The organism is Mesotoga sp. BH458_6_3_2_1 (assembly GCF_003664995.1).
In the GTDB taxonomy this organism is placed as follows: domain Bacteria; phylum Thermotogota; class Thermotogae; order Petrotogales; family Kosmotogaceae; genus Mesotoga.
Window position 1 is genome coordinate 29955 of record NZ_JFHL01000012.1, and the last position, 21686, is coordinate 51640.

Here is a 21686-nt window from a genome sequence, read left to right on the forward strand (position 1 = left end):
ACGAGTAATGATGAGCTCTCGAGAGTTGATTAAAGAGCTCTTCAAGGCTTTTCCGGATGCCAGATCCTTACTTCACCTCTTTGCTTTTCCTTTCTCTCTACTCTCTGAAAATGGTTTGACTAAGAACGAAGAGCAGATCGTAGCTCTGGAGGGAAGAACTTCTTTCTTTCCTAACTCGCGTCTTGCTATTACGACGGTAAGCAAAATTGTATATTAAACGCTGCTCAGCAGATTTAATTGGCCTTAAATGGATATAATGTGACTTGATTTTCCTTTTATTTACTGTGCCAATCGTATATAATATTTAGTAAGAGACTATTACTAAATAGGTTTCTTAAGTTGTTTGAGGTGAGAAAGTGATATCCAAGCCAAGCGACCTCAAAGGGAAAAACATCGGAAGAGTCATCCAGCTGCTCCTCGCAAAGCCCGATACTCCAAGGGTTGAGCTCGCGAGGCAGACAGAGCTCACAAAGACGACGATTTCTTCGATTGTTGCGTCGTTGATTGATCTTGGAATAGCTGAAGAACTTTCGGGAGAGAAGACTGGTCTTGTAGGCAAGGCTCCGATTCCTGTGAGGATACGAAGTGACGCCGCGACGGTTATTGGCGTGAACCTCGCAAGAGGCAGTACAACAGGTGTGGCCATGTCAGCAAGCGGCAAGCCTCTCGCTTCGAGTGTCAAGTCAGTCGCGAACAAGACCAGGGCCGATGCTACGGCCAATCTCTTCGATGTTGTTCAAAGACTGATCAATAAGTGTTACAGGAATGAGATCAGGGTAGACGCTATTGGGATCGGGGCTCCCTCCCCACTGGATAAGGAGAAGGGAGTAATCTACTCTCCATTTGGCCTGAGTGACTGGCGGAATTTTTCGATTGGTGAGATTACGGAGAAGAAGTTTGGTCTTCCCGTCTTTCTCGTTAATGATGGTGATGGCGCGGCCTTTGGCATGAAATGCTTCGGGAAGTGCAGAGACATCAGTTCTTTTATAAGTCTATATTTTGACGAAGGAATCGGCGCGGGAATAATCCTGAAGGATGAAATCTACAGCGGAAGTTTCGGCTATTCAGGAGAGATCAGCTACGCTCTGCTTAAGAGCTTTTGTGATGAGCCAATTGATGACAGCAGCCTGAGTCTGGATACGATTGTCTCTGCTCTTAACTCTGAGCTTGGAGAGAATCTCGGAAGTATCGATGATTTTCTCTGTAAAGGGTCTGTCTTCAGTCGAAGAATGGCCTCTGTGATCGGAAGAGTCGGTGATGAATTAGGCCGTATTGCAGCGCTTGTTTCAAACATTTTCGGGCCGGAAGCCGTCGTGGTAAATGGGAAGCTTCTGGATTTTGGAGAGATCTTTTTCGAAGCGTTGAGAACCTCTTTCGAATCAAGCCTCTTCTCGGGAGATCAAGTTCGGCTTATAGGAGGTAATAGTGACCAGTTTGAAGCATTCTCGACCGGAGCCGCCAGCTATGCAATATTCAGTTACTTGATGAGCAAGGCACTAACAGATTAGCACCACAAAACTACACAAGGGGGCATGCAAATGAAAAAGAGAGTCTTTATTTCGCTGCTACTGGTAATGTTGATCGGAGTCTTTTCATTCGGCGTAGTCACGCTCAATTTCATCGAGGTTCTTACGAGTCCTGCGAGGACACAGGTAATCAAGGAGATTATCGCAGACTTTGAGGCCAAGAACCCGGATATCAAGATAAATCTCATATCTCCGCCTTATGAGCAGGCCGATCAGAGGGCAACGCTCATGCTCAATACTAACCAGGCTCTTGACATTATTGAAGTCAGGGACTACACAGTGAAGCAGTTCGTGAACAACGGAAAGCTGGAGAACCTTGAGAGCTATCTCTCAGGCTGGGAGCACAACGACACTCTCACTTTCGTTGCGAATCAGGCCGCAAGAACTGTAGACAACACTGCTTTCATCGTGCCGCAGTTCTTCTTCATCAAGGGACTTTTCGTGAGAACGGACGTCCTCGAAGAACTGGGTGTGAACTACATTCCAAAGACGATGAGTGAGCTCGTTGAACTCTGTATAGAGATCACGGATCCGGACAAGAATCAGTTCGGATTTGGATTCAGGGGAAAGTCCTGGGAGTTCAAATTCTCTGATCTGATCGCCACATCATTCTTGAGCGACATCGATGCAGCCAATATCTATAAGACGCAGTCCGGTGATGTCTACTTCGATGACCCGAGGGCTCTTGAAGGACTTAAGATGTATGTGAGACTTTTCGAAGGTGGAGTCCCCGCTGACGGAATTAACTGGGGATTCAACGAACAGGTCAATGCCTTCGTATCGGGTATCACTCCGTTTCTTATTCAGGATCCGGATACGGTAGCCCTCGTAGATGAGATGCTTGGAAGAGAGTACTACACCGTAGTACCGGTTCCAGTAGGTCCTTCGGGGAAAGCTTATCTGGACTATGGATTCAGTGGACTGGGAATCCCTTCATACTCAAAGCACAAGGAAGAGGCGTGGGAATTCATTAAGTATATCTCTAGCCCTGAGGTTAACGCGTACTACAGCAAGAGTTACGGCCCGCTTCCAATCCATTCTTCCACATACGAGAATGATCCGTATTTCAGTTCCGGCGTCTACACGGCATGGAGTTACATGATGAGTCATCCGGAGAAGTACATCTTCGCGTCGTACCCTCTAGACTCCGAAAAGTGGCCAGGTTGGCCCGAGATTCACCAGCAGGATATGCAGTCACTGCTTCTCGGCGACACAACGATCGAAGCCGTTGCTGCCAAATGGGCTGAGTACTGGGCAGACTGATTAAGAACTGAAAGAGACTGACTAAAGATTCGGCACGGCGGAAAAAGACTCAATGATTTCGACGCCGTGCCGTTTTTCTGAAATATACAGACCGGTCTACTGAGAGGTGTTGGATTTGAGAAAGAGCTTCTGGAAGTTTTTCATAATGATGATTCCAGCTTTCATCCTCCTGATCGTTTTTACGTACACTCCCATTATTCGCGGTGGAGTTATGGCCTTTCAACGCTACAATATGTTCGACCTCTCTAAGATAGGGTTCATAGGGTTTGGCAACTTTGAGGCAATAATAAACGATCGCAATTTCGATTTCTTCAAAATAGTTGTCAACACCCTGGTGTGGGTCTTTTTCTCTCTGGTGTTCCAGTTTGGTCTTGGCTTTGGTCTTGCCCTTCTGATGAGAAAGCCCTTCAAGGGCAGAGGGATCTATTCGGCCTTAGTATTCTATCCGTGGGCCGTGTCGGGTTTTGCTATAGGCCTTATCTGGGCGTGGATGTTCAACGGCCAGTTTGGGATAGTCAATGACATTCTTGTGAGGCTGGGGATAATAAGTAATCCTATTGGCTTCCTTTCGAATCCCAAGTATGCGATGATGTCAGTAATAATAGCCAACGTCTGGTATGGGATCCCCTACTTCGCCATTATGCTGCTGGCAGCTCTTCAATCGGTTCCGAACGAGCTTTACGAGGCGTCTAGAATCGATGGCGCCAACAGGTTCAAGCAATTGTTCAAAATAACCATACCTTACATAAGGCCTACCATTATCAGTACGGTCCTTCTAAGAACTATGTGGATAATGAATTTCCCGGAGATAATCTATGGAATGACCGGCGGAGGGCCGGCCAACTCGACGCAAATATTGGCGACTCACATGATAAATAGGATCTACCAGTTTTATGATTACGGTCAGGGCGCGGCGATTGGCTTCATAATAATGTCGATGCTTTTGCTGTACGCGATTGTGTTCCTGAAAATCTCTTCCCGAAAGGAGGTTACCGTATGAAGGCGCTCATGAAGGTTACTGGCAAAATATTGAAAGCGCTCGCCCTCGGGCTCTATCTTGTGGCTGCGTTATTGCCCCTCTATTGGGTAGTGGTGACATCCTTCAAGGGTTCAAGAGAGATCTATACTTTTCCGCTGAAGTATCTTCCTGAGAAGCTGTCATTTGAGAGTTACGCCAAGCTCTTTGGCTTCGCAAATTTCGGCGTGTACTTCCGAAACAGCGCAATAGTGGCGCTTGCAGCGGCCTTAGTTGCCATGCTTATATCTATGTTCAGCGGCTATGCTCTTTCTCGAATTCAGGCGAAGAAATTCAGGAACGGCACATTGCTTGCCATGTACTTCACGCAGATGGTGCCACCGTTCATACTTATGGCCCCGCTGTTCGTAATGCTCGCGAATTACGGGATGACTGATAGACTTTCTACGTTGTTCATCCTCTATGTGACCATGGTAATTGCTTTCAGCACTATCATGTCAAAGAGCTTTTTTGACAGGATCCCCGTTTCGCTGGAGGAAGCCGCAGTGATTGACGGCTGTAATACTTTGCAGGCAATGTTCAAAGTTGTATTTCCCCTCACGAGACCGGGACTGGCGGCGATTTTCAGTTTTGCCTTCGTGAATATCTGGAACGAGCTGTTTCTGGCGTCAATGTTCATCTTCTCTGACGAAAAGATGACGGTTCCCGTTGCGCTGAACTCCTTCATCTCAAAGGCAGGTATAAGCTGGGATGTCTTAAGCGCAGGACTTGTGCTCTCTCTATTACCGACGATGATAGTGTTCGCCTTTGCCCAGAAATACATAATTGCCGGACTCACCGAAGGCGCAATAAAAGGATAAAGAGATTGGAGGATTTTGAGGATGCAGAAGAAGCAGATAACTGAGATTTTGCACCATCTTGGAGAAGAAGATCTACCTTGTGGAGCGGTCAATCCTCCATTGTTTCAGACTTCGATTTTCTCGTTCAAGGACTTTGACGATTTTTCAACGGCCCTTTCAGATGAGACGAACCACTTTCTGTACACGAGGGGGAACAACCCGACTGTAAACATTCTTGAAAAGAAATTGGCTGCGCTCGAGCATGCGGAGAGAGCAAAGCTTTTCGCGTCGGGCGTCGCTGCGATAGTCTCCAGTATTTCAGCCTTCGTGCAGAGTGGCGATCATATAGTGACGATCAAGGACTGCTACAGCTGGACATCCACGTATGTGGCGAAGTATCTAGCAAGATTCGGAGTAGAACACACATTTGTGGAAGGAAGTGATGCAAATGAACTTGAGGCGGCACTCAGACCTAACACAAAGATCATATATCTCGAAAGCCCAACAACATTCACTTTCAAACTTCAAGATCTGACCGAAGTGTCCTCGCTGGGAAGATCAAAGGGAATCAAGACGATAATCGATAATACATGGGCAACTCCGATCTATCAGAATCCGATTGATTTCGGAGTTGATCTCGTGGTGCATTCGGCTTCGAAATACCTTGGCGGAAACAGCGATGTAGTCGGCGGTGTTGTTGCCGGATCAAATGAAGATGTCAAGAGAATCTTCGAAAAGGAGTTTCTAAATACCGGGGCCGTGCCCGATCCCTTTGCCGCCTGGCTCATATTGAGGGGAATCAGGACTCTTCATATTCGGATGCCGGTTCATTTTCAGAATGCGATGGAGCTCAGCAGAAGATTGCAGGAAAACGAAGCCGTTGAATATGTTCTGTATCCTATGCTCGAATCTTCAGATCAGTACTCTCTTGCGAAGAAGCAGATGAGGGGAGGTTCCGGCCTCTTTTCGTTCAAGCTCAAAACGAGAGACATCGACAGGATAAAGAAGTTTGTCAACTCTCTCAAGTTCTTCAGGAGGGCAGTAAGCTGGGGCGGGTATGAGAGCCTAGTCTCTCCCTATGCGGTTTCTCACAGAGATCCCGGTGACAATGTATCTCTGATAAGAATTCACGCAGGATTGGAGGAAATCGAAGTCCTTTCCGAGGATCTCGAGAACGCAATAAGAACCGTTCTTTGAGTGGTTATTGGTACCGCTCATGATAAATGAGTTTCAGGGATATTGGAGGAGATACTGTGTATCATTCTAGATACGAGTCATACGTTAGGCTCAAAAAGGAACTGTCTGAGCTCTTTCCCTATACTGTGAGAAAGAGAGAGAGTATCAGTGACTGGCAGTTCAGCGGATCGCCTTCGGAAACTCCGCCTGAAGAAGGATGGAAAGAGATGTCTGCCGGTTACTGCTGGAATGAAGAGAGCTTTCCCGTCTGGTTCAGATCGAGTCTTGAGAGAGGGAAGCTTGAAGAGGGCGAAAGGCTCTTTCTAAGAATTGTTCCGGGAGGCGAGAGTCTTGTAATGGTTGACGGTCGTTCTTATGGCGAGATAAACGTCTATCATCAACTCCTGGATGTAACAAGATTTGCAGACGGAAAAGGGCATATTCTTGATGTTCAGACCGTTCCGAAGGGGCTCTTCGGTACACATCTGTCCGGACCAGTCTTTGAAGCTGCGGAGCTTCTAACCATAGATGAATCGGTTTCGGGGGCATATCTCGATTTCATGGTGGCTATCGACGTTTTTGAAGCGACGAAGGATGACCTGCTAGCCGAGAAACTGTTGAAGGTCATCAGCGATTGCCTATCGGAAATTGAGCTGCCGAGATCGACGGAACAGTACTTCAAGACCGCTCCGGACAATCCCACCCTTTTTGGTCAGCAGCAATACGGAAGCGTTAATCATCTCTGGCACTCCCCAGATTTCGAGAAGTCGAGCGGTAATGAATTGCCCGAGGAGTACAAGGCTACGATAATGAACGCGCGAAAAACTCTGAATGACTCAATAGTGAAGCTGAGAGAGGAACACGGATCGGCGGGCTCTGTTCAGGTTGCCGGGCAGGCACATATAGACTATGCGTGGCTGTGGCCGATAGACGAAACGAAGAGAAAGATCAGAAGAACCTTTGCCAATGCGCTTAGGCTTATGGAGAAATATCCCGAGTTTGTGTATATCCAGTCTTCGGCACAGATGTATAAGGATCTTAAGGAGAACGATCCAGAACTCTACGAGAGAGTCAGGGAGAGTATAGCAAGGGGAAGCTGGGAAGCGATAGGCGGAATGTGGGTCGAAAGCGACTGCAACATTTCCAGCGCGGAGTCTCTCGCTAGGCAGTTCCTCTACGGTCAGAAGTTCTTTGAAGAGGAGTTTGGTATCAGGTCGTCGGTAGCGTGGCTGCCTGATGTTTTCGGTTTCTCCTGGATACTTCCCCAGATTATGAAAGAGGCGGGAATAAAGTACTTCTCCACGACTAAGCTGAAATGGAATGAGAAGAACCGCTTTCCCCTCGACCTCTTCCGCTGGAGAGGTTTGGACGGAAGTGAGATCGTTTGTCATTTCTTCGATAACCCTCAAGGGGGCTACAACGGAATGATCAACCCCGAAGCCGTTCTAGGAACATGGAATAACTTTCAGAACAAGCAGATTTACAACAAAACAGTCACAACTTTTGGCTACGGAGATGGCGGCGGAGGCCCGACCGATGAGATGCTGGAGTACTATGAACGGTTGAAGAACTATCCCGGAATGCCATGCCTTGAAATGGCCCCACTGCAGAAGTACTACGAGAATCTGCCGAAGGATAGTGAGCTGCCCGTTTGGGATGACGAACTTTACTTCGAACTGCACAGAGGTACTTTCACGACTCAGGCAAGAACTAAGAAGCTCCACAAAGAGGCCGAAGACGCGCTGTACAGACTTGAAGTATTGGGAGCGCTACTTGTCGAGAGAGAAGGGTATCCGATCGAGAGAGTTCGGAAGCTGTGGGAGATTCTTCTTCACAATGAATTTCACGATATCCTTCCCGGCTCGTCGATCAACGAAGCGCATCATCAGGCTGAAAACGAACTCGGCGAGGTGATCGCCGAGGCTGACGAGATCTCCGGAGGCTTCCTGAGTTCCAGGAGCGATGGAAATGCCCTGTTCAGAACCATTATCAATTCAGGTTCATTTCCGCGAGAAGTAATCTTTTCCGATGAAGGCGAGAGATGTTTGCGGAGGTCTGACGGCAAGAAGCTCGCCTCCCAAAAAACGTATGATGGAAAATCCGTATACAGTCTCGACGAGAAGATCTCTCCTTTCTCCGCTCAAGTCTTTGAATACATTGACGAGAAAGTCGAGCGGTACGCGCCCGATGGCGACACCTTGATGGAGAACGCTTATTTGATCGTTGAAGTGCATGCTGACGGAAGTATATCTGCCTACGACAAGATACTTGACAGAAAGCTTCTTTCTGGACCGGGAAATTCTCTCTATGTCTATAAAGACATTCCCGTTGCATGGGACGGCTGGGATATCGATCATGACTATGCCAGATCGAGAAAAAGGCTCGATGCTTATGAAGTGAGAACGATAGAAAGCGGCCCTGTAAGGAAAGTAGTTCAGGCAACTTATCATTACGAGGGAAGCTCGATAATACAGAGATACGTCCTGAATGCCTCTTCAAAGAGGTTGGATATTGAAACTGAAATCGACTGGCACACCAGAAGGACCTTGCTAAAGGCTCTTTTTCCTGTCAATCTTCTCTCCAGGGAAATCAGGTGCGACCTTTCGGCCGGCCATTCGTTCAGAAGCACGAGGGTCAGAAACTCCTTTGAGGAAGCGCGATTTGAATTTCCGGCTCATCGATGGGTGGAGGTTTCGGAACCGGGTTTCGCCGTCTCTATATTGAATGACGGCAAATACGGCCACGCCTGCTCCGATTCCGAGTTTTCGTTGACGCTTCTCAGATCGCCGATCTATCCTGATTTCTTCGCCGACGAGGGAAGGCACAGTTTCACGTACTCGTTGTTTTCTCATGACTCCACAGACTCTCTAGAAGCAGTAGTAGAAGCAGAAGGCCTCAATAAACCACTAGTTCTGGCATCTGGCAGGGTGGATTTCGGTGAAGACTGCCTTCAGATATCGGCCAGGAATCTGAAAGTTCTCGCCTTGAAACACTCCGAGGGAACCGGTTATGTGCTCAGAGTGGCCGAAGTTGAAGGCAGATGTGGGGTTGCCAGTGTCAGAACTTCTATGCCCTTTGAGCGTTGCTGGATCTCCAACATTCTTGAAGACAAGGCCAGCGAACTTCCTGTTGTAGATGGAAGGGTTCAAATCGAGTACAGGCAGTTCGGCTTACATACTCTGATTTTTGAGTGAAGAGAGAAGCTTTGGGAAGTGATGAAGATGAATGAAGCAGAAGGAAAGATACTGGGTATAGATATTGGAGGCACGAAGACCGCAGTTGTTTTGGGCGATGAAGACCTGAATATCATCAGGAGAAGGGAGTTTCCTACTGAACCCGATAGCGGTTTTGAAAACTTTGTCGAGAGACTCTCTTTTGAAATCGATGCTCTGGTGGAGAGGGAGGTTCCGGCCAGAGCGGGAGTATCTGTTGGAGGTCCAATGGATGCAAATACGGGAACTCTTTACAATCCTCCTCATCTCAGGTGGGGGACGGTCAACATAGTAGAACCGCTTGAGGAACGTTTTCATTTTTCCGTGACAGCTCAGCACGATGGAAGAGCCGGAGCCCTGGCAGAAAGTATTCTGGGAGCAGGAAAGGGTTTCTCAAACATTATCTTTCTGACGCTTGGGACAGGCCTTGGAGCGGGAATAATCATAGACGGCAAAGTGTACAGTGGATCGAAGGGATTAGCCGGAGAGGTCGGTCACATGCGAGTGGCCGATGACGGACCGTCGCTCTTCGGCAAGAACGGTTCCTGGGAATCATATTGCGGCGGAACAGGGATTTCGCTGTATGCCAGTTATAGATTCCCGGAGAGATTCAGACGGGGAACAACCGCCGAAGAAATCGCAGGTTTGGCCTTGAAGGGAGATGCTTACGCTGTCATAGTACTTGAGGAAAGCGGAACTTACTTCGGCAAAGGTCTGGCAGTGCTTCTGGACATTCTGGATCCTGACAGAATAATACTTGGAAATCTTGCGTGGCGTCTTCCCGAAGTATGGCTGGAGTCTGCAATGAAGAAGGCTGTCTGTGAGTCTTTGATTGGTGAGGAAGCGAGAGAAAGAGTCGTTCTCTCCGGACTCAAAGACAAGATCGGTGATTACGCGGCGTTGATTGTGGCCAGTGGAAGAGGAGGGAGGCGATAGGAGATGGAGCTTGAAGACGTGGCCCGAAAGGCCTTTGAAGAAAGCATAAGGGTGAAGAAAGAGTTCATTGGACGTTATGGAGAGGCTCTTCTAGAGGTTGCCCGTGAGGTAGTACGTAGAATCGGTAACGGTGGCACGGTCTATTTCATGGGAAATGGAGGAAGCGCTGCAGATGCCGCTCATCTGGCAGCGGAACTTGTGGGAAGATTCTATCTCGAGAGAAGGCCGATAAGGGCAGTGTCCTTGCCCAGCAACGACTCGATTCTTACCGAGATCCCGAATGATTTCGGATATGATCAAATCTTTTCGAGACAGTTGGAAGCCTTTCTGAGAGAAGAGGATGTGGTAATAGCCATAAGCACGAGCGGGAACTCGAAGAATGTAATTAAGGGTCTCGAAGTGGCTAAGAAAAGGCTCTCTTTTAGAATTGGCATGACTGGCAGGACGGGCGGCGAAATGGTCGATCGATGTGACTATTTATTCAAGGTTGATTCAACGGATGTGCCGAGAATACAGGAGACACACATAACACTGGGACACGTGCTGTGCCAGCTAGTAGAAGCTATGGTAGCTGAAAAAAATAGAATTGGGCAGATTTGAAACGGCAGGTGGAATGATGAGATACGACGGAAAGTTCAAGATATTCGACAGTTCAAGTATAAGAACCTATCCGCTTAAGGATAGACCAAGCGAGGTCTCTATCTCAGACTTGATCGATGAAAATGAAGCGATCGATGAAGCAGAAAGCTACTCTTCAAGAGATCTGGAAGAGCTGGCTTCGAAGGTTGTGGAAGCTAGAAGGCAGGACAGACCGGTGATAGTATTCAGCGGGGCCCATATAATCAAGAATGGTATGGGGCCGCTTCTTTCATCGCTCATAAAGAAGGGAATCATTTCTGCCCTTGGAGTCAACGGGGCCTTTACAATACACGATTTCGAACTGGCCTACTGCGGAAAGACCTCCGAGAGCATTCCCAACGCCTTATCAGAAGGACTTTTCGGCTTTGCAGAAGAGACGAACAGATACATAAACCAGGCACTTGTCCATGGAAACAGTCTTCTTATTGGTTATGGAGAGTCAATTGGCAGATTGATATCTGGCGAACCCTTTCCCGAAAAGGCGAAATGTATGTACCCCGAGGTTTCGGTTCAGTATAACGCGTTCCAGAAAGACATTCCGCTCTGTGTTCATTGCGCCGTGGGAACGGATATCTTTCATATGACTGCTCACTTCGATGGAGAGGCTCTTGGTGGTTGTTCCGGAAGAGACTTCCTTGTATTCGCCAACGAGATTTCGAAACTGGAGAATGGCGGAGTAGTCATAGTCATCGGTTCGGCCGTGATAGGGGTTGAAGTGATACTGAAGGCGATTTCGATGGCCGCAAATGTTGGAAAACCTCCAAAGGGAATCACAACGGCCAGCTTCGACATAAGAGAGGCTGATCTCGAGCAAGCTTCCAAAAACAACAAGAGCGCTCCTTCTTACTACTTTCGGGACATAAAATCGATCGTGACAAGAATTCCCAAAGCATTTGGCGGTAATGGTTACTACATAAAGGGCGATCACAGAGAGACTCTGCCGGCATTTTACAGGGCGATTGTGAGGAGATCGGTATGAGTCCAATGAATGAAAAGAAGCCAAGAATCCTCGTTATCGGAGACTTGTTTCTGGACAGGTACGTCTATTACGATCCCGCTCTGTCGAAACCAAGCCTAGAGACGGGGCTCATGACAGTAACTGGAATCAAAGAGGAGTTTTCTCCCGGGGCTGCTGGAAACGTGGCCAAGAATCTTGCGATGCTTGATGTGGAAGTAATCGTGCTGGGGCCTGTGGGCTGCGACGGAAGGCTGTACGATCTCGAAAGAGAACTCAGTAGGTACGGAATATGCACTCAGTTCCTAATAAAGTCGCAGGCTCATGTCACGCCAGTTTATACAAAGTTCATAAACTTGACCACGGGTGAGGAGGATCTTCCAAGGCTGGACGTTCCTCCGACTGGTCTGAACGAGACAAGCAAAGCCGAGATGCTAGGAGCAATCGGACTTCTTGTGCCAACCGTCGATGCCGTCGTTGTCGAAGACCAGGCAGACATTCCCGGGAGGGGATGTGTAGATAACGAGATAGTATGCCGCCTTCTCGAAATGCGCACAAGATTTCGAGACAAGATCTTCATAGCTGATTCCAGGACCAAACCCGAGGCCTTCACCGGTTTTCTTGTGAAGGCTAACTTGAATGAATTCATCCGTGGTTTGAAGGGAATGGATATCCTGAGCAAAGATGAAAGCGAAGTTCCCGACAAAATACTGGTCCAGCGACATTTGGTGGATTTCTCTCGGAAAGTCAGATCGCCAGTTGTAATTACCGCTGGCGAAGATGGATCGTTCTGTTTCGAGTATGGTGTGTTGAACCGGGTTTTCAGGCTTGACGGAGAAGTGAGAGATGTCTGTGGAGCGGGAGATGCTTACATTGCCGCACTCACGGTAGATCAATGCTCTGAAGAAAACACCTTATTGGATTCAGCTAGAATGGCAACGAAAGCCGCAGCACTCTGCGTCTCTCAGAAAGGGACAGGAACACTTTCAATACAAGCGCTTTCCGCGTTGAGTGAACCCGAATACTCCGAAATCGATGATCCTTCAATCTTCAGGAACACCTGCAGGCTTCCTGGTAATGTTAAGCGAGTACTCTTCGATTTTGATGGCACGATTTCTCTCCTAAGAGAGGGCTGGCAGCCAATTATGAGAGATCTCATGATACGTTTCATTACCGGAAAGAAGCAGATTGGAGAAGACGAGCTTTCAAGACTCAGGGTCGAGGTAAACGAATTTATTGCTGAAACCACAGGTTTTCAAACAATACTGCAGATGGAGGGACTCCGTAAGCTCGTTGTTCAGTACGGGTTTGTTCCACCTGACGAGATTATGACTCCACTGGAGTATAAGAAGATCTATACCGGATACTTAAAAGATATAGTGAAGAAACGCATCAATGAAAACACTAAAAGCAGATACTTACTTCGCGGAGCGCTTGGGTTCCTGAAGGCCCTGCGAAAAAGGGGAGTCACTCTTCTGGTTGCATCGGGAACCGATAAGGAAGATGTGATAAAGGAAACAAAATACCTAGGAGTACACAGCTACATGAATGGCGGGGTCTTTGGAGCATTGAACAGCGTCGAGGAGTATTCGAAAAAGAAAGTCATTGAAAGGCTCATGAAAGAGGAGAAAATAAAGCCCGACGAACTCGTTGTAATAGGCGATGGGCCCGTTGAAATCACTGTAGGCAGAGAAGCCGGGGCATTCACCTTAGGGGTTGCCTCAAATGAGAAGGCCGGTTTTGGCTGGAACAAAGAGAAATTTGAAAGACTGGAGAAAGCCGGGGCAGACGTAATAATTCCCGATTTCTCGACTAGAGCCTCGCTTACGAAACTAATTTTCAAGAATGAGATCTGATAGCAGCCGCGAGTCCGACTCCGTTGGGAAGTGATGCTCGCTGGCGCGAGGAAGAATAAAACAATAGACGCAAGGCTGGGCAAGAACGGCCCAGGTCGCAATGCCGGCCAAGAACATGCCGGGACGCAAGGCTGGCGAAGATCACGCCAGGTCGCAAGGCTGCCTTCGGCAGGAGGCATAAGAGGAGCCAGTCTGCTGCGCAGGCCAGTCAGGCTCCGCCTGGCCAGTCTCGCCTTTGGCGAGGCCAGTTCCGGCTACGCCGGGCAAACTAAGACCGTTGAGAAAGAGCGTTGTGGAGAGGTTCGCTGCGCTCACGAGAGAAGAGAGAGAGAGAGAAGAAACCAGTAAGATTTGGTGATGAAACTTACGCTGATTCGCAGGAAACCTCTCAGGTCAACCGTCACGGGTTCACCGTCCTCCGAGAAGAGCACACACCCCACCGCAAGCGGTCCCCCCCGCTCGAGCGGGGATTTAGAAGCCGTCCTTGGTCCTTCGTCCAATAGCATGGACCCGTCCTTCGAAAGAGCAGGAAGAACAGATCCTCGTTCTGGAACGAAGAACGGTTTCCTCGCCGAACGGCGAACCGTTCAACGATGAACCAGTTCCTTTGCTCTTTCCAACCCCCTACCTGCTAACCCCAACCCCGGTCTTTCAAAAGCCCAGATCCCTGATCAAGTTCGGGATGACTCTGAACAGGAGGCCCCAAACAGGAGAATTTTGGGGCAGGCTCATCGGAATGACAATTAACGGTTACCGCGAAAAGGCTAGATTCAGTCAATCCGACAAAGCTCTTGGTCGGAATCTTGAGAGTATTGCTTCTCGATTTTGACCTAGAATGTGAACAGACCCTTACTCTAGAACGAAGAACAGGTTTTTTATTCGGAGAACGGGAACCGCTCAGCGGTCAACCAGTTTCTTTTGCTCTTACGAACCTCGAACCACCAACCTCCGACCCCGGCCTTTTTTACAACTCACAACTTGTAACTTAGAACCGATGCAGTGCTCTTTCCAGCATCCAGCATCTCTTTTCGGCCAACGGCGAACCGTTCAACGATGAACCATTTTCCTTTTGCTCTTACGAACCTCGAACCACCAACCTCCGACCCCGGCCTTTTTTACAACTCACAACTTGTAACTTAGAACCGATGCAGTGCTCTTTCCAGCATCCAGCATCTCTTTTCGGCCAACGGCGAACCGTTCAACGATGAACCAGTTCCTTTGCTCTTTCCTACCTCCTACCTGCTAACCCCAACCTCGGTATAACGACGTTAAGTGACTTCGTCAAAGCCAGACCAGAGTAAATCACTCCTTTTTAAAACTTCTGTTGCATAATTTGGAAAAGTTCGTTTATCATAGTATTTGCTGTTATAATCAGTTTGTTCGATTCTTCCCGCAGGCGATCCTTGCTTTGCAAGGTTATTGAATACTTGTTAGCTGGTCAGCAATAATTAACGAAGTCTATTCGTTAGTTCTGCTGTGAGTTGTTCGACATGATCAAGGATCTGCCTCCCGAAGATCATTAGCTTCTTTCTTCAAGTCGGTTCTTGTCTGATTCGAAACTGAACGGATTAGCCGTTCGGTGAGATTTTGTCCTGAGTGAGTTATTTTCTTGTTTTTCTGGAGGTCGTAAGACCTCGAGTTTGGGGTATTCCCCATAAATACATTACAGTAGGAGGGGTTTTATTTGCGCAAAACGTTGTTAGTTCTGATTGCCGTAGCTGCAATCGTGAGTCTAGGATGGGCTTGCACGACCGTAATCGTCACCAAGGGTGCATCAGTTGATGGTTCTGTTATGACAAGTCATTCCTGTGACTGCGGTGAATGTGATTTCAGGTATGTCTTCATTCCTGCGGCCGACTTCGAAGCCGGTAGTAAGAGACCTGTATATCCTTTCCACGAACCTTATCCACGCTATATTGGTAAAGATATGGGCCCGACTTACGATGATCCTAACTTCGCACCTTACGAACCTCTTGGATACATCGATCAGGTTGAGCACACATTTGCTTACTATGAAGCGGCATACGGCGTCATCAACGAACATCAGGTTGCGATCGGCGAGTGTACCTGTTCGGCAAAGGTCTACGCCCAGCCTGTAGCAGGCGAGTGCATCTTCGATATAGCTGCTCTTTCAAAAGTGGCACTAGAGAGATGTACAACAGCAAGAGACGCAGTTAAGGTCATGGGAGACCTTGCAGTTGAGTACGGTTATTACGGCTGGGGAGAAACCCTGACCGTTACTGACCCCAACGAAGCATGGGTCTTTGAAGTATGCGCATCACCCGACAAGAAGAGCGCTCTCTGGGCAGCAAAGAAAGTCCCGGACGGAGAAGTCTTCGTCGAGGCCAATATTTTCAGGATCAGAGAACTAGATCCGGAAAATCCCGACATCATGTTCTCTCCTAATTTGATCGAAGTTGCTACCGAAGCAGGCTGGTACGATCCCAGCACCGGTCCTATCGATTGGATGGCAACTGTAAGCACAGGCGAGTACTCTCAGCCCTATTACAGTTTGAGAAGAATCTGGAGAGTACTTGACAGGGTAGCACCCTCTAAGGAATTCTCTCCTTGGGTAGAAGATGGATTCACGACTGATTACCCGTTCTCGGTAGTACCTGATGAGAAACTTTCAGTTGCAGACGTAATCTCTCTGTTCAGAGACTTTTACGAAGGCACAGAATTCGATCTAACTGAAGGACTCGCAGCAGGACCTTTCGGCAATCCTAATCGCTATGCAGGATCGAGCAAGCTTATAAAGGGTAGCTGGGAAAGAGCAATCTCAATATTCAGATGTGATTATGTTTTTGTTACACAGGTCAGAAACTGGTTGCCGGATCCTATCGGTGGAGTCGTATGGTTCGGAGCGGCAGCACCTCATGAATCGATTCTCGTTCCCCTTTACTGTGGAATTAACGACGTTCCCTACGCATTTGATCATGGCAATCTTCACGAATTTGATGCTGACGTAGCAGGTTGGGCCATGAACTTCATGGGCAACTGGGCGGAACTGAAATTCAGCTACATGTACCCCGAGATACAGTCTCTTCAGCAGAAAATCGAAGGAAAGCTCTTTGCAGTACAGCCAGCGATTGAAGCGGCAGCAGCACAGCTCTACGAAGTTGATCCCGAACTCTGTAAGGAATTTCTCACAGATTACGTGGCTGATGTAACTAACAGAGTCATGGAAGATGTTTGGGATTTCAACAGGTACCTGATAACTAAGTACAGAGATGGATATATCAACGTTCCCAACGTCGGATCTTCTGCAGGATACCCCGATTGGTGGCTTGACGCAGTAGGATACGATGAGGGTCACATATTTGGAGACGACGGTTACAAAGCAAAGTAGTCTTCTAGAAGCACTCCTTTCACAATGAAACTTGTTCAGAAGAGGGCCGCCCAAAGTGGGCGGCCTTCGCATTTTTGAGCATTAATAGACAATGGTATTGAAATGCCGACTCCGTCGGGACGCAAGTCTGACTTCGGCAGGAAGTGATGCGCCGAAGAACATCGGCGGAAGTGATGCCCGGAGAAACGTCCGGGGAAGTGAGGCCGACTTCGTCGGGAAGTGATGCTCGCTGGCGCGAGGAAGAATAAAACAATAGACGCAAGGCTGGGCAAGAACGGCCCAGGTCGCAATGCCGGCCAAGAACATGCCGGGACGCAAGGCTGGCGAAGATCACGCCAGGTCGCAAGGCTGCCTTCGGCAGGAGGCGTTTTTGAAGCCAGTCTGCTGCGCAGGCCAGTCAGGCTCCGCCTGGCCAGTCTCGCCTTTGGCGAGGCCAGTTCCGGCTACGCCGGGCAAACTAAGACCGTTGAGAAAGAGCGTTGTGGAGAGGTTCGCTGCGCTCACGAGAGAAGAGAGAGAGAGAAGAAACCAGTAAGATTGGTGATGAAACTTACGCTGATTCGCAGGAAGCCTCTCAGGTCAACCGTCATGGGTCCACCGTCCACCGATAAGATCAGTTGCAAGTTCTAGGTCCGAAAGTAAAAAAATCACAGTCAGTCATGCTCCAAAAAACCGCTGTACGCTTAAAAACAAAAAACCGCTGATCGCTCACAAATTTGCTCGTAAAATACGGGGACAGACAGGTTTTCCATTGTCTGTCCCCCCCACTTGATAAAGGTTATCCTCATTTGAGCTCGACACAGAAAATCCATGCTTGGTTCCTTGTTTCGGATAATGAGACTTCCTTTGCCAAGATCAAGTACCAGATCCCGTATAGGAACACTACGGGATGATGAAGTGAGGCACTTCTGAAAGCCTCTTCGTGATAACAATACAAGAAGTCTTCGAAAAGCCGCTATCGTGATGACGTCCTCTGTAACACCAATAATTGTGAATCTGTCAGCCGCTTTTGTTCGCCAGACTCTAGACCCAAGACCCAAGACCCCAGACCAGCTGTGAATCATCTCTATGCCCGCTTGTCGACAAAGCTTATTGGAATGAGGACACAGGTTCAAGGAATTACGACATGAAAAGGAAGTTTCGCACCATTCAGGTTTTCTTTGAATGATATTTGTTAAGCAAATAAGCCGAGAGGAAGACGGTGGCCGGAATCGAAAGGATTATCCCAATGCTTCCTGCAAACGCTCTGATGATCTCTGTTGCAATTACGTCCATGTTGATTATCCTTATCAAAGGTGTTTTGTATGCCAGAAAGACCAGCATCAGGAAGATTGAGCTTCCTGTGTACGCGAGGGTAAGAGTGTTGGTCATCGTTCCCATTATATCTCTGCCGATGTTGAAGCCCGATTTCACGAGTTTGCCCGTCGCGATATCGGGGTTGAGGGATTTCATTTCAAACATTGCCGAAGAGATCGACATCGCGACATCCATCACTGCACCCAGCGTCCCGATGATTATTCCGGCAAACAGCAGACCCATGAAATCGAAATGAATATTTTGGGGTATATACACGAGCATCGTTGCCTCGTCGCTGCTCAGACCCGTAAGGTTGGCAAGTGAGCCGGTTATGTAAGCAATAACGCTTGCAGAGAGTACGCCGCACAAAGTGCCGAAGGCCGCAGAGAATGACTTCGTGTTGATACCGGAGACGATTCCGAAAGTAAGCACTGTAATCAATACCGCCGACAACGAAGAAGCGCCTATAGGGTCGAACCCGGCAAGTATCAGCGGCAACATCACTTTGATTATGATTAGGCCAGTGATAGTAAGAGTTATAAACGATTTGAGCCCGGAGGTCCTTCCAATAAGCAGAAGCAAGGCTATGAATACTAGCACAATAACGAAGACGTATCTCTGCCTTATGAAGTCAGTTATGTGGAAAGTCTCTTCTCCCCTTTGATCAACGTAAAGCACTACGGTATCGCCGTCTTCCACGCGAATATCCATCGCGGTGTTATCTGTAAAGTGGTTCTCGACAATCACCTCTTCACCGGCATGGCTTCCATTAAGAATCTTGATCCTAAGTGTTTGCAGACCCTTTCCCGAATAACCTCCTGTTTCATCGAAACTTACGATCTCCAGGACCTTTCCCTTGATCGTACTTTGATCGTTTACCGAAGCATTTATGAAAGTAAAAAGCACATAACCGAATAAGACCGCTCCCATTATGTAGAGCAAAGCTTTCTTCAATCTCAACTGCAAATCTCCCCCAGGCTCACTTTGTTTCCTTGGAATTATATCATCTAATGCATTACCCGAAGAGGTCCAGGCTATCGAAAGGCCGTAAAGCCGTCAAAGCCAATCGGAGAAAATCTCTCCTTTATAAAACTTGTGTTTCGGATTTTGGAAAAGTTCGTTTGTCATAGCATCTGCTGATATAATCAAGACGGGTGATTCTTCAGGCAGGAGGTCGCGTTACTTCTGAAGTTTGAGTTGATGGTTTGCCGTGGGGACGGTGACCGCACTGATCATTATTCTTCTTGCGACCCACCATGCTTGTGAAATGCAGAGCAAAATATCCGTTTCTGTTCGGTGATTCTGCCTAATCGTTCTTTGAACGAGTTATCAGGCCTTTTCTCTACAGGCAGATCCCGACTCCCTTAGAGCTATCCCGCCAGATAGCGGTCTCTCTAATTAACACTGTTGGCAGGTGCTGCTTAGACATTATTCTTTATGAGGTCCAACGGCCTCAGAAGGGGTTAATCCCCATAAATTCTTTTCGTTGGGAGGGGTTTCAATTGCGAAAGATTTCGTTAGTCCTGATTGTGGTTGCCGCGATCGCAAGCTTTGGTTGGGCATGTACTACGATTATCGTAACAAAGGGAGCATCTGTTGACGGCTCCGTCATGACAAGCCATTCATGCGACTGTGGTGCGTGTGATTTCAGGTATGTCTATGTACCGGCTGAAGACTACGAACCCGGTACCTTGAGACCGGTGTATCCGTTCCTCGAAGGATACCCCCGTTATTCCGGTACCGCTATGGGTCCAACGTACAACGATCCTAACTACCCGCCGACAGAACCTCTTGGCTTCATCGAGCAGGTGGAACACACATATGCGTACTTCGACGGTGCGTATGGAATCATAAACGAGCATCAGCTGGCGATAGGGGAGTGTACCTGTTCGGCAAAGGTCTACGCCCAGCCGGTGGCTGGAGAATGCATCTTTGACGTATCGGCTCTTTCGAAAGTCGCTCTCGAAAGATGCACTACTGCTCGCGAAGCCGTTGAGCTGATGGGAGCTCTTGCGGTTGAGTACGGTTATTACGGCTGGGGAGAAACATTGACGGTTGCCGATACCGAAGAAGCATGGGTCTTCGAAATCTGTGCTACGCCCGACAAAAAGAGTGCTCTTTGGGCAGCAAAGAAAGTTCCGGACGGAGAAGTCTTCGTCGAGGCCAATATTTTCAGGATCAGAGAACTAGATCCGGAAAATCCCGACATCATGTTCTCTCCGAATTTGATCGAAGTTGCTACCGAAGCAGGCTGGTACGATCCCAGCACCGGTCCTATCGACTGGATGGCAACTGTCAGCACAGGCGAGTATTCTCAGCCCTATTACAGTTTGAGAAGAATCTGGAGAGTACTTGACAGCGTAGCACCTTCTAAGGAATTCTCTCCTTGGGTAGAAGACGGCTTCAGCAAAGCTCTTCCATTCTCTGTCGTTCCAGATGAGAAGCTTTCCGTTGCAGATGCAATCTCTCTCTTCAGAGACTTCTACGAAGGTACAGAATTCGATCTAACTGAAGGACTCGCAGCAGGACCTTTCGGCAATCCTAAACGCTATGCAGGATCGAGCAAGCTCATAAAGGGTAGCTGGGAAAGAGCAATCTCTATATTCAGATGTGATTATGTTTTTGTTACTCAGTCCAGAGGTTGGCTTCCTGACCCCGTTGGCGGTGTTGTCTGGTTCGGAGCGGCAGCACCTCATGAATCGATTCTAGTTCCGATGTTCTGCGGGATTACCGATGTGCCTGATGCCTTTGACACCGGTAGCCTAGAGAAGTTTGATCGGGATGTTGCGGCATGGGGCATGAACTTCATGGGCAACTGGGCGGAACTGAAATTCAGCTACATGTACCCCGAGATACAGGCTCTTCAGCAGAAAATCGAAGGAAAGCTCTTTGCAGTACAGCCGGCAATTGATATGGCAGCGGCCCAGCTTTTCGAAGCCGATCCCGAACTCTGTAAGGAGTTCCTCACGGATTACGTTGCAAACGTATCTGAAAGTGTTATGGAAGAACTGTGGGATTTCAACGAATACCTTATTACAAAATACAGAGACGGATACATCAACGTTCCTAACGTTGGTTCATCTGCAGGTTATCCCGACTGGTGGCTCAAGGAAGTAGGATACGCCGACGGTCACCTGTTTGGTGATGATGGTTACAAAGCTAAGTGATCGTCCGGTGTAACACCTCCTTTTAAAGGTTGTACAGAAGAGGGCCGCCCAAAGTGGGCGGCCTTCGCATTTTTGAGCATTAATAGACAATGGTATTGAAATGCCGACTCCGTCGGGACGCAAGTCTGCCTTCGGCAGGAAGTGATGCGCCGAAGAACATCGGCGGAAGTGATGCTCGCTGGCGCGAGGAAGAATAAAACAATAGACGCAAGGCTGGGCAAGAACGGCCCAGGTCGCAAGGCTGCCTTCGGCAGGAGGCGTTTTTTAAGTCAGTCTGCTGCGCAGGCCAGTCACCTTCGGTGGCAAGTTGCACTTCGTGCGGCCAGTTCCGGCTACGCCGGGCAAACTAAGACCGTTGAGAAAGAGCGTTGTGGAGAGGTTCGCTGCGCTCACGAGAGAAGAGAGAGAGAGAGAAGAAACCAGTAAGATTGGTGATTAAACTTACGCTGATTCGCAGGAAACCTCTCATTTTGGGGCGAGTATGTAAAGAAGATTG

The 21686-nt window shown here is 48.3% G+C and carries 16 protein-coding genes; 12 read left to right on the forward strand and 4 right to left on the reverse strand.

Annotated features, from left to right (window positions below):
- Positions 1–356 precede the first annotated feature (356 nt).
- The 10 genes from Y697_RS06950 (at position 357) to Y697_RS06995 (ending at position 13378) form a co-directional block, all read left to right on the forward strand.
- Positions 357–1508, forward strand: coding sequence for an ROK family protein (locus Y697_RS06950; RefSeq protein WP_121550923.1), 1152 nt, complete (start codon positions 357–359; stop codon positions 1506–1508).
- A gap of 30 nt (positions 1509–1538) precedes the next feature.
- A complete protein-coding gene (locus Y697_RS06955) occupies positions 1539–2789 on the forward strand; it encodes a sugar ABC transporter substrate-binding protein (protein WP_121550924.1) in 1251 nt (416 codons plus the stop codon).
- A gap of 115 nt (positions 2790–2904) precedes the next feature.
- Positions 2905–3789: a carbohydrate ABC transporter permease gene (locus Y697_RS06960; RefSeq protein WP_121550925.1), complete on the forward strand. Its 885-nt coding sequence runs from the start codon at positions 2905–2907 to the stop codon at positions 3787–3789.
- On the forward strand, positions 3786–4625 hold the full coding sequence (locus tag Y697_RS06965) for a carbohydrate ABC transporter permease (protein WP_121550926.1): 840 nt from the start codon (positions 3786–3788) through the stop codon (positions 4623–4625). The genes Y697_RS06960 and Y697_RS06965 overlap by 4 nt, the downstream gene beginning before the upstream one ends.
- A gap of 21 nt (positions 4626–4646) precedes the next feature.
- Complete coding sequence (gene aar, locus Y697_RS06970) at positions 4647–5801, forward strand: bifunctional L-alanine/L-glutamate racemase (RefSeq protein ID WP_121550927.1); 1155 nt, start codon at positions 4647–4649, stop codon at positions 5799–5801.
- A gap of 56 nt (positions 5802–5857) precedes the next feature.
- Positions 5858–8974 (forward strand): glycoside hydrolase family 38 C-terminal domain-containing protein, encoded by a 3117-nt coding sequence (locus Y697_RS06975; protein ID WP_121550928.1) that lies wholly within the window; start codon positions 5858–5860, stop codon positions 8972–8974.
- Between the two features lie 27 nt (positions 8975–9001).
- Positions 9002–9928: an ROK family protein gene (locus Y697_RS06980; RefSeq protein WP_259462360.1), complete on the forward strand. Its 927-nt coding sequence runs from the start codon at positions 9002–9004 to the stop codon at positions 9926–9928.
- Positions 9929–9931: 3 nt separating this feature from the next.
- Positions 9932–10528 (forward strand): SIS domain-containing protein, encoded by a 597-nt coding sequence (locus tag Y697_RS06985; RefSeq protein ID WP_121550929.1) that lies wholly within the window; start codon positions 9932–9934, stop codon positions 10526–10528.
- Between the two features lie 16 nt (positions 10529–10544).
- The gene (locus Y697_RS06990; protein WP_259462361.1) at positions 10545–11546 is read left to right on the forward strand and encodes a hypothetical protein; all 1002 of its coding nucleotides are present in this window, start codon (positions 10545–10547) and stop codon (positions 11544–11546) included.
- Positions 11543–13378 carry a PfkB family carbohydrate kinase gene (locus Y697_RS06995; protein ID WP_121550931.1) on the forward strand — a complete coding sequence of 612 codons (1836 nt, stop codon included), beginning with the start codon at positions 11543–11545 and terminating at the stop codon, positions 13376–13378. Before Y697_RS06990 ends, Y697_RS06995 begins: the two co-directional genes overlap by 4 nt.
- A gap of 141 nt (positions 13379–13519) precedes the next feature.
- On the opposite strand, the gene Y697_RS14650 is transcribed toward Y697_RS06995, so the two are convergent.
- Positions 13520–13693, reverse strand: a complete 174-nt coding sequence (locus Y697_RS14650; protein WP_183083752.1) for a hypothetical protein — start codon at positions 13691–13693, stop codon at positions 13520–13522.
- 1369 nt (positions 13694–15062) lie between these two features.
- On the opposite strand from Y697_RS14650, the gene Y697_RS07005 reads away from it, so the two are divergent.
- Positions 15063–16727, forward strand: a complete 1665-nt coding sequence (locus tag Y697_RS07005) for a dipeptidase (protein ID WP_121550933.1) — start codon at positions 15063–15065, stop codon at positions 16725–16727.
- Between the two features lie 330 nt (positions 16728–17057).
- Here the strand turns inward: Y697_RS07005 and Y697_RS14655 are convergent, their stop codons facing one another.
- Positions 17058–17231: a hypothetical protein gene (locus tag Y697_RS14655; RefSeq protein ID WP_183083753.1), complete on the reverse strand. Its 174-nt coding sequence runs from the start codon at positions 17229–17231 to the stop codon at positions 17058–17060.
- Between the two features lie 645 nt (positions 17232–17876).
- The gene (locus Y697_RS07015) at positions 17877–18983 is read right to left on the reverse strand and encodes a YibE/F family protein (RefSeq protein ID WP_259462362.1); all 1107 of its coding nucleotides are present in this window, start codon (positions 18981–18983) and stop codon (positions 17877–17879) included.
- Positions 18984–19525: 542 nt separating this feature from the next.
- Here Y697_RS07015 and Y697_RS07020 point away from each other — a divergent pair.
- Positions 19526–21190, forward strand: a complete 1665-nt coding sequence (locus Y697_RS07020) for a dipeptidase (RefSeq protein ID WP_121550935.1) — start codon at positions 19526–19528, stop codon at positions 21188–21190.
- A 264-nt stretch (positions 21191–21454) separates the two neighbouring features.
- Here the strand turns inward: Y697_RS07020 and Y697_RS14960 are convergent, their stop codons facing one another.
- On the reverse strand, positions 21455–21583 hold the full coding sequence (locus tag Y697_RS14960) for a hypothetical protein (protein WP_259462363.1): 129 nt from the start codon (positions 21581–21583) through the stop codon (positions 21455–21457).
- Positions 21584–21686: the final 103 nt, after the last annotated feature.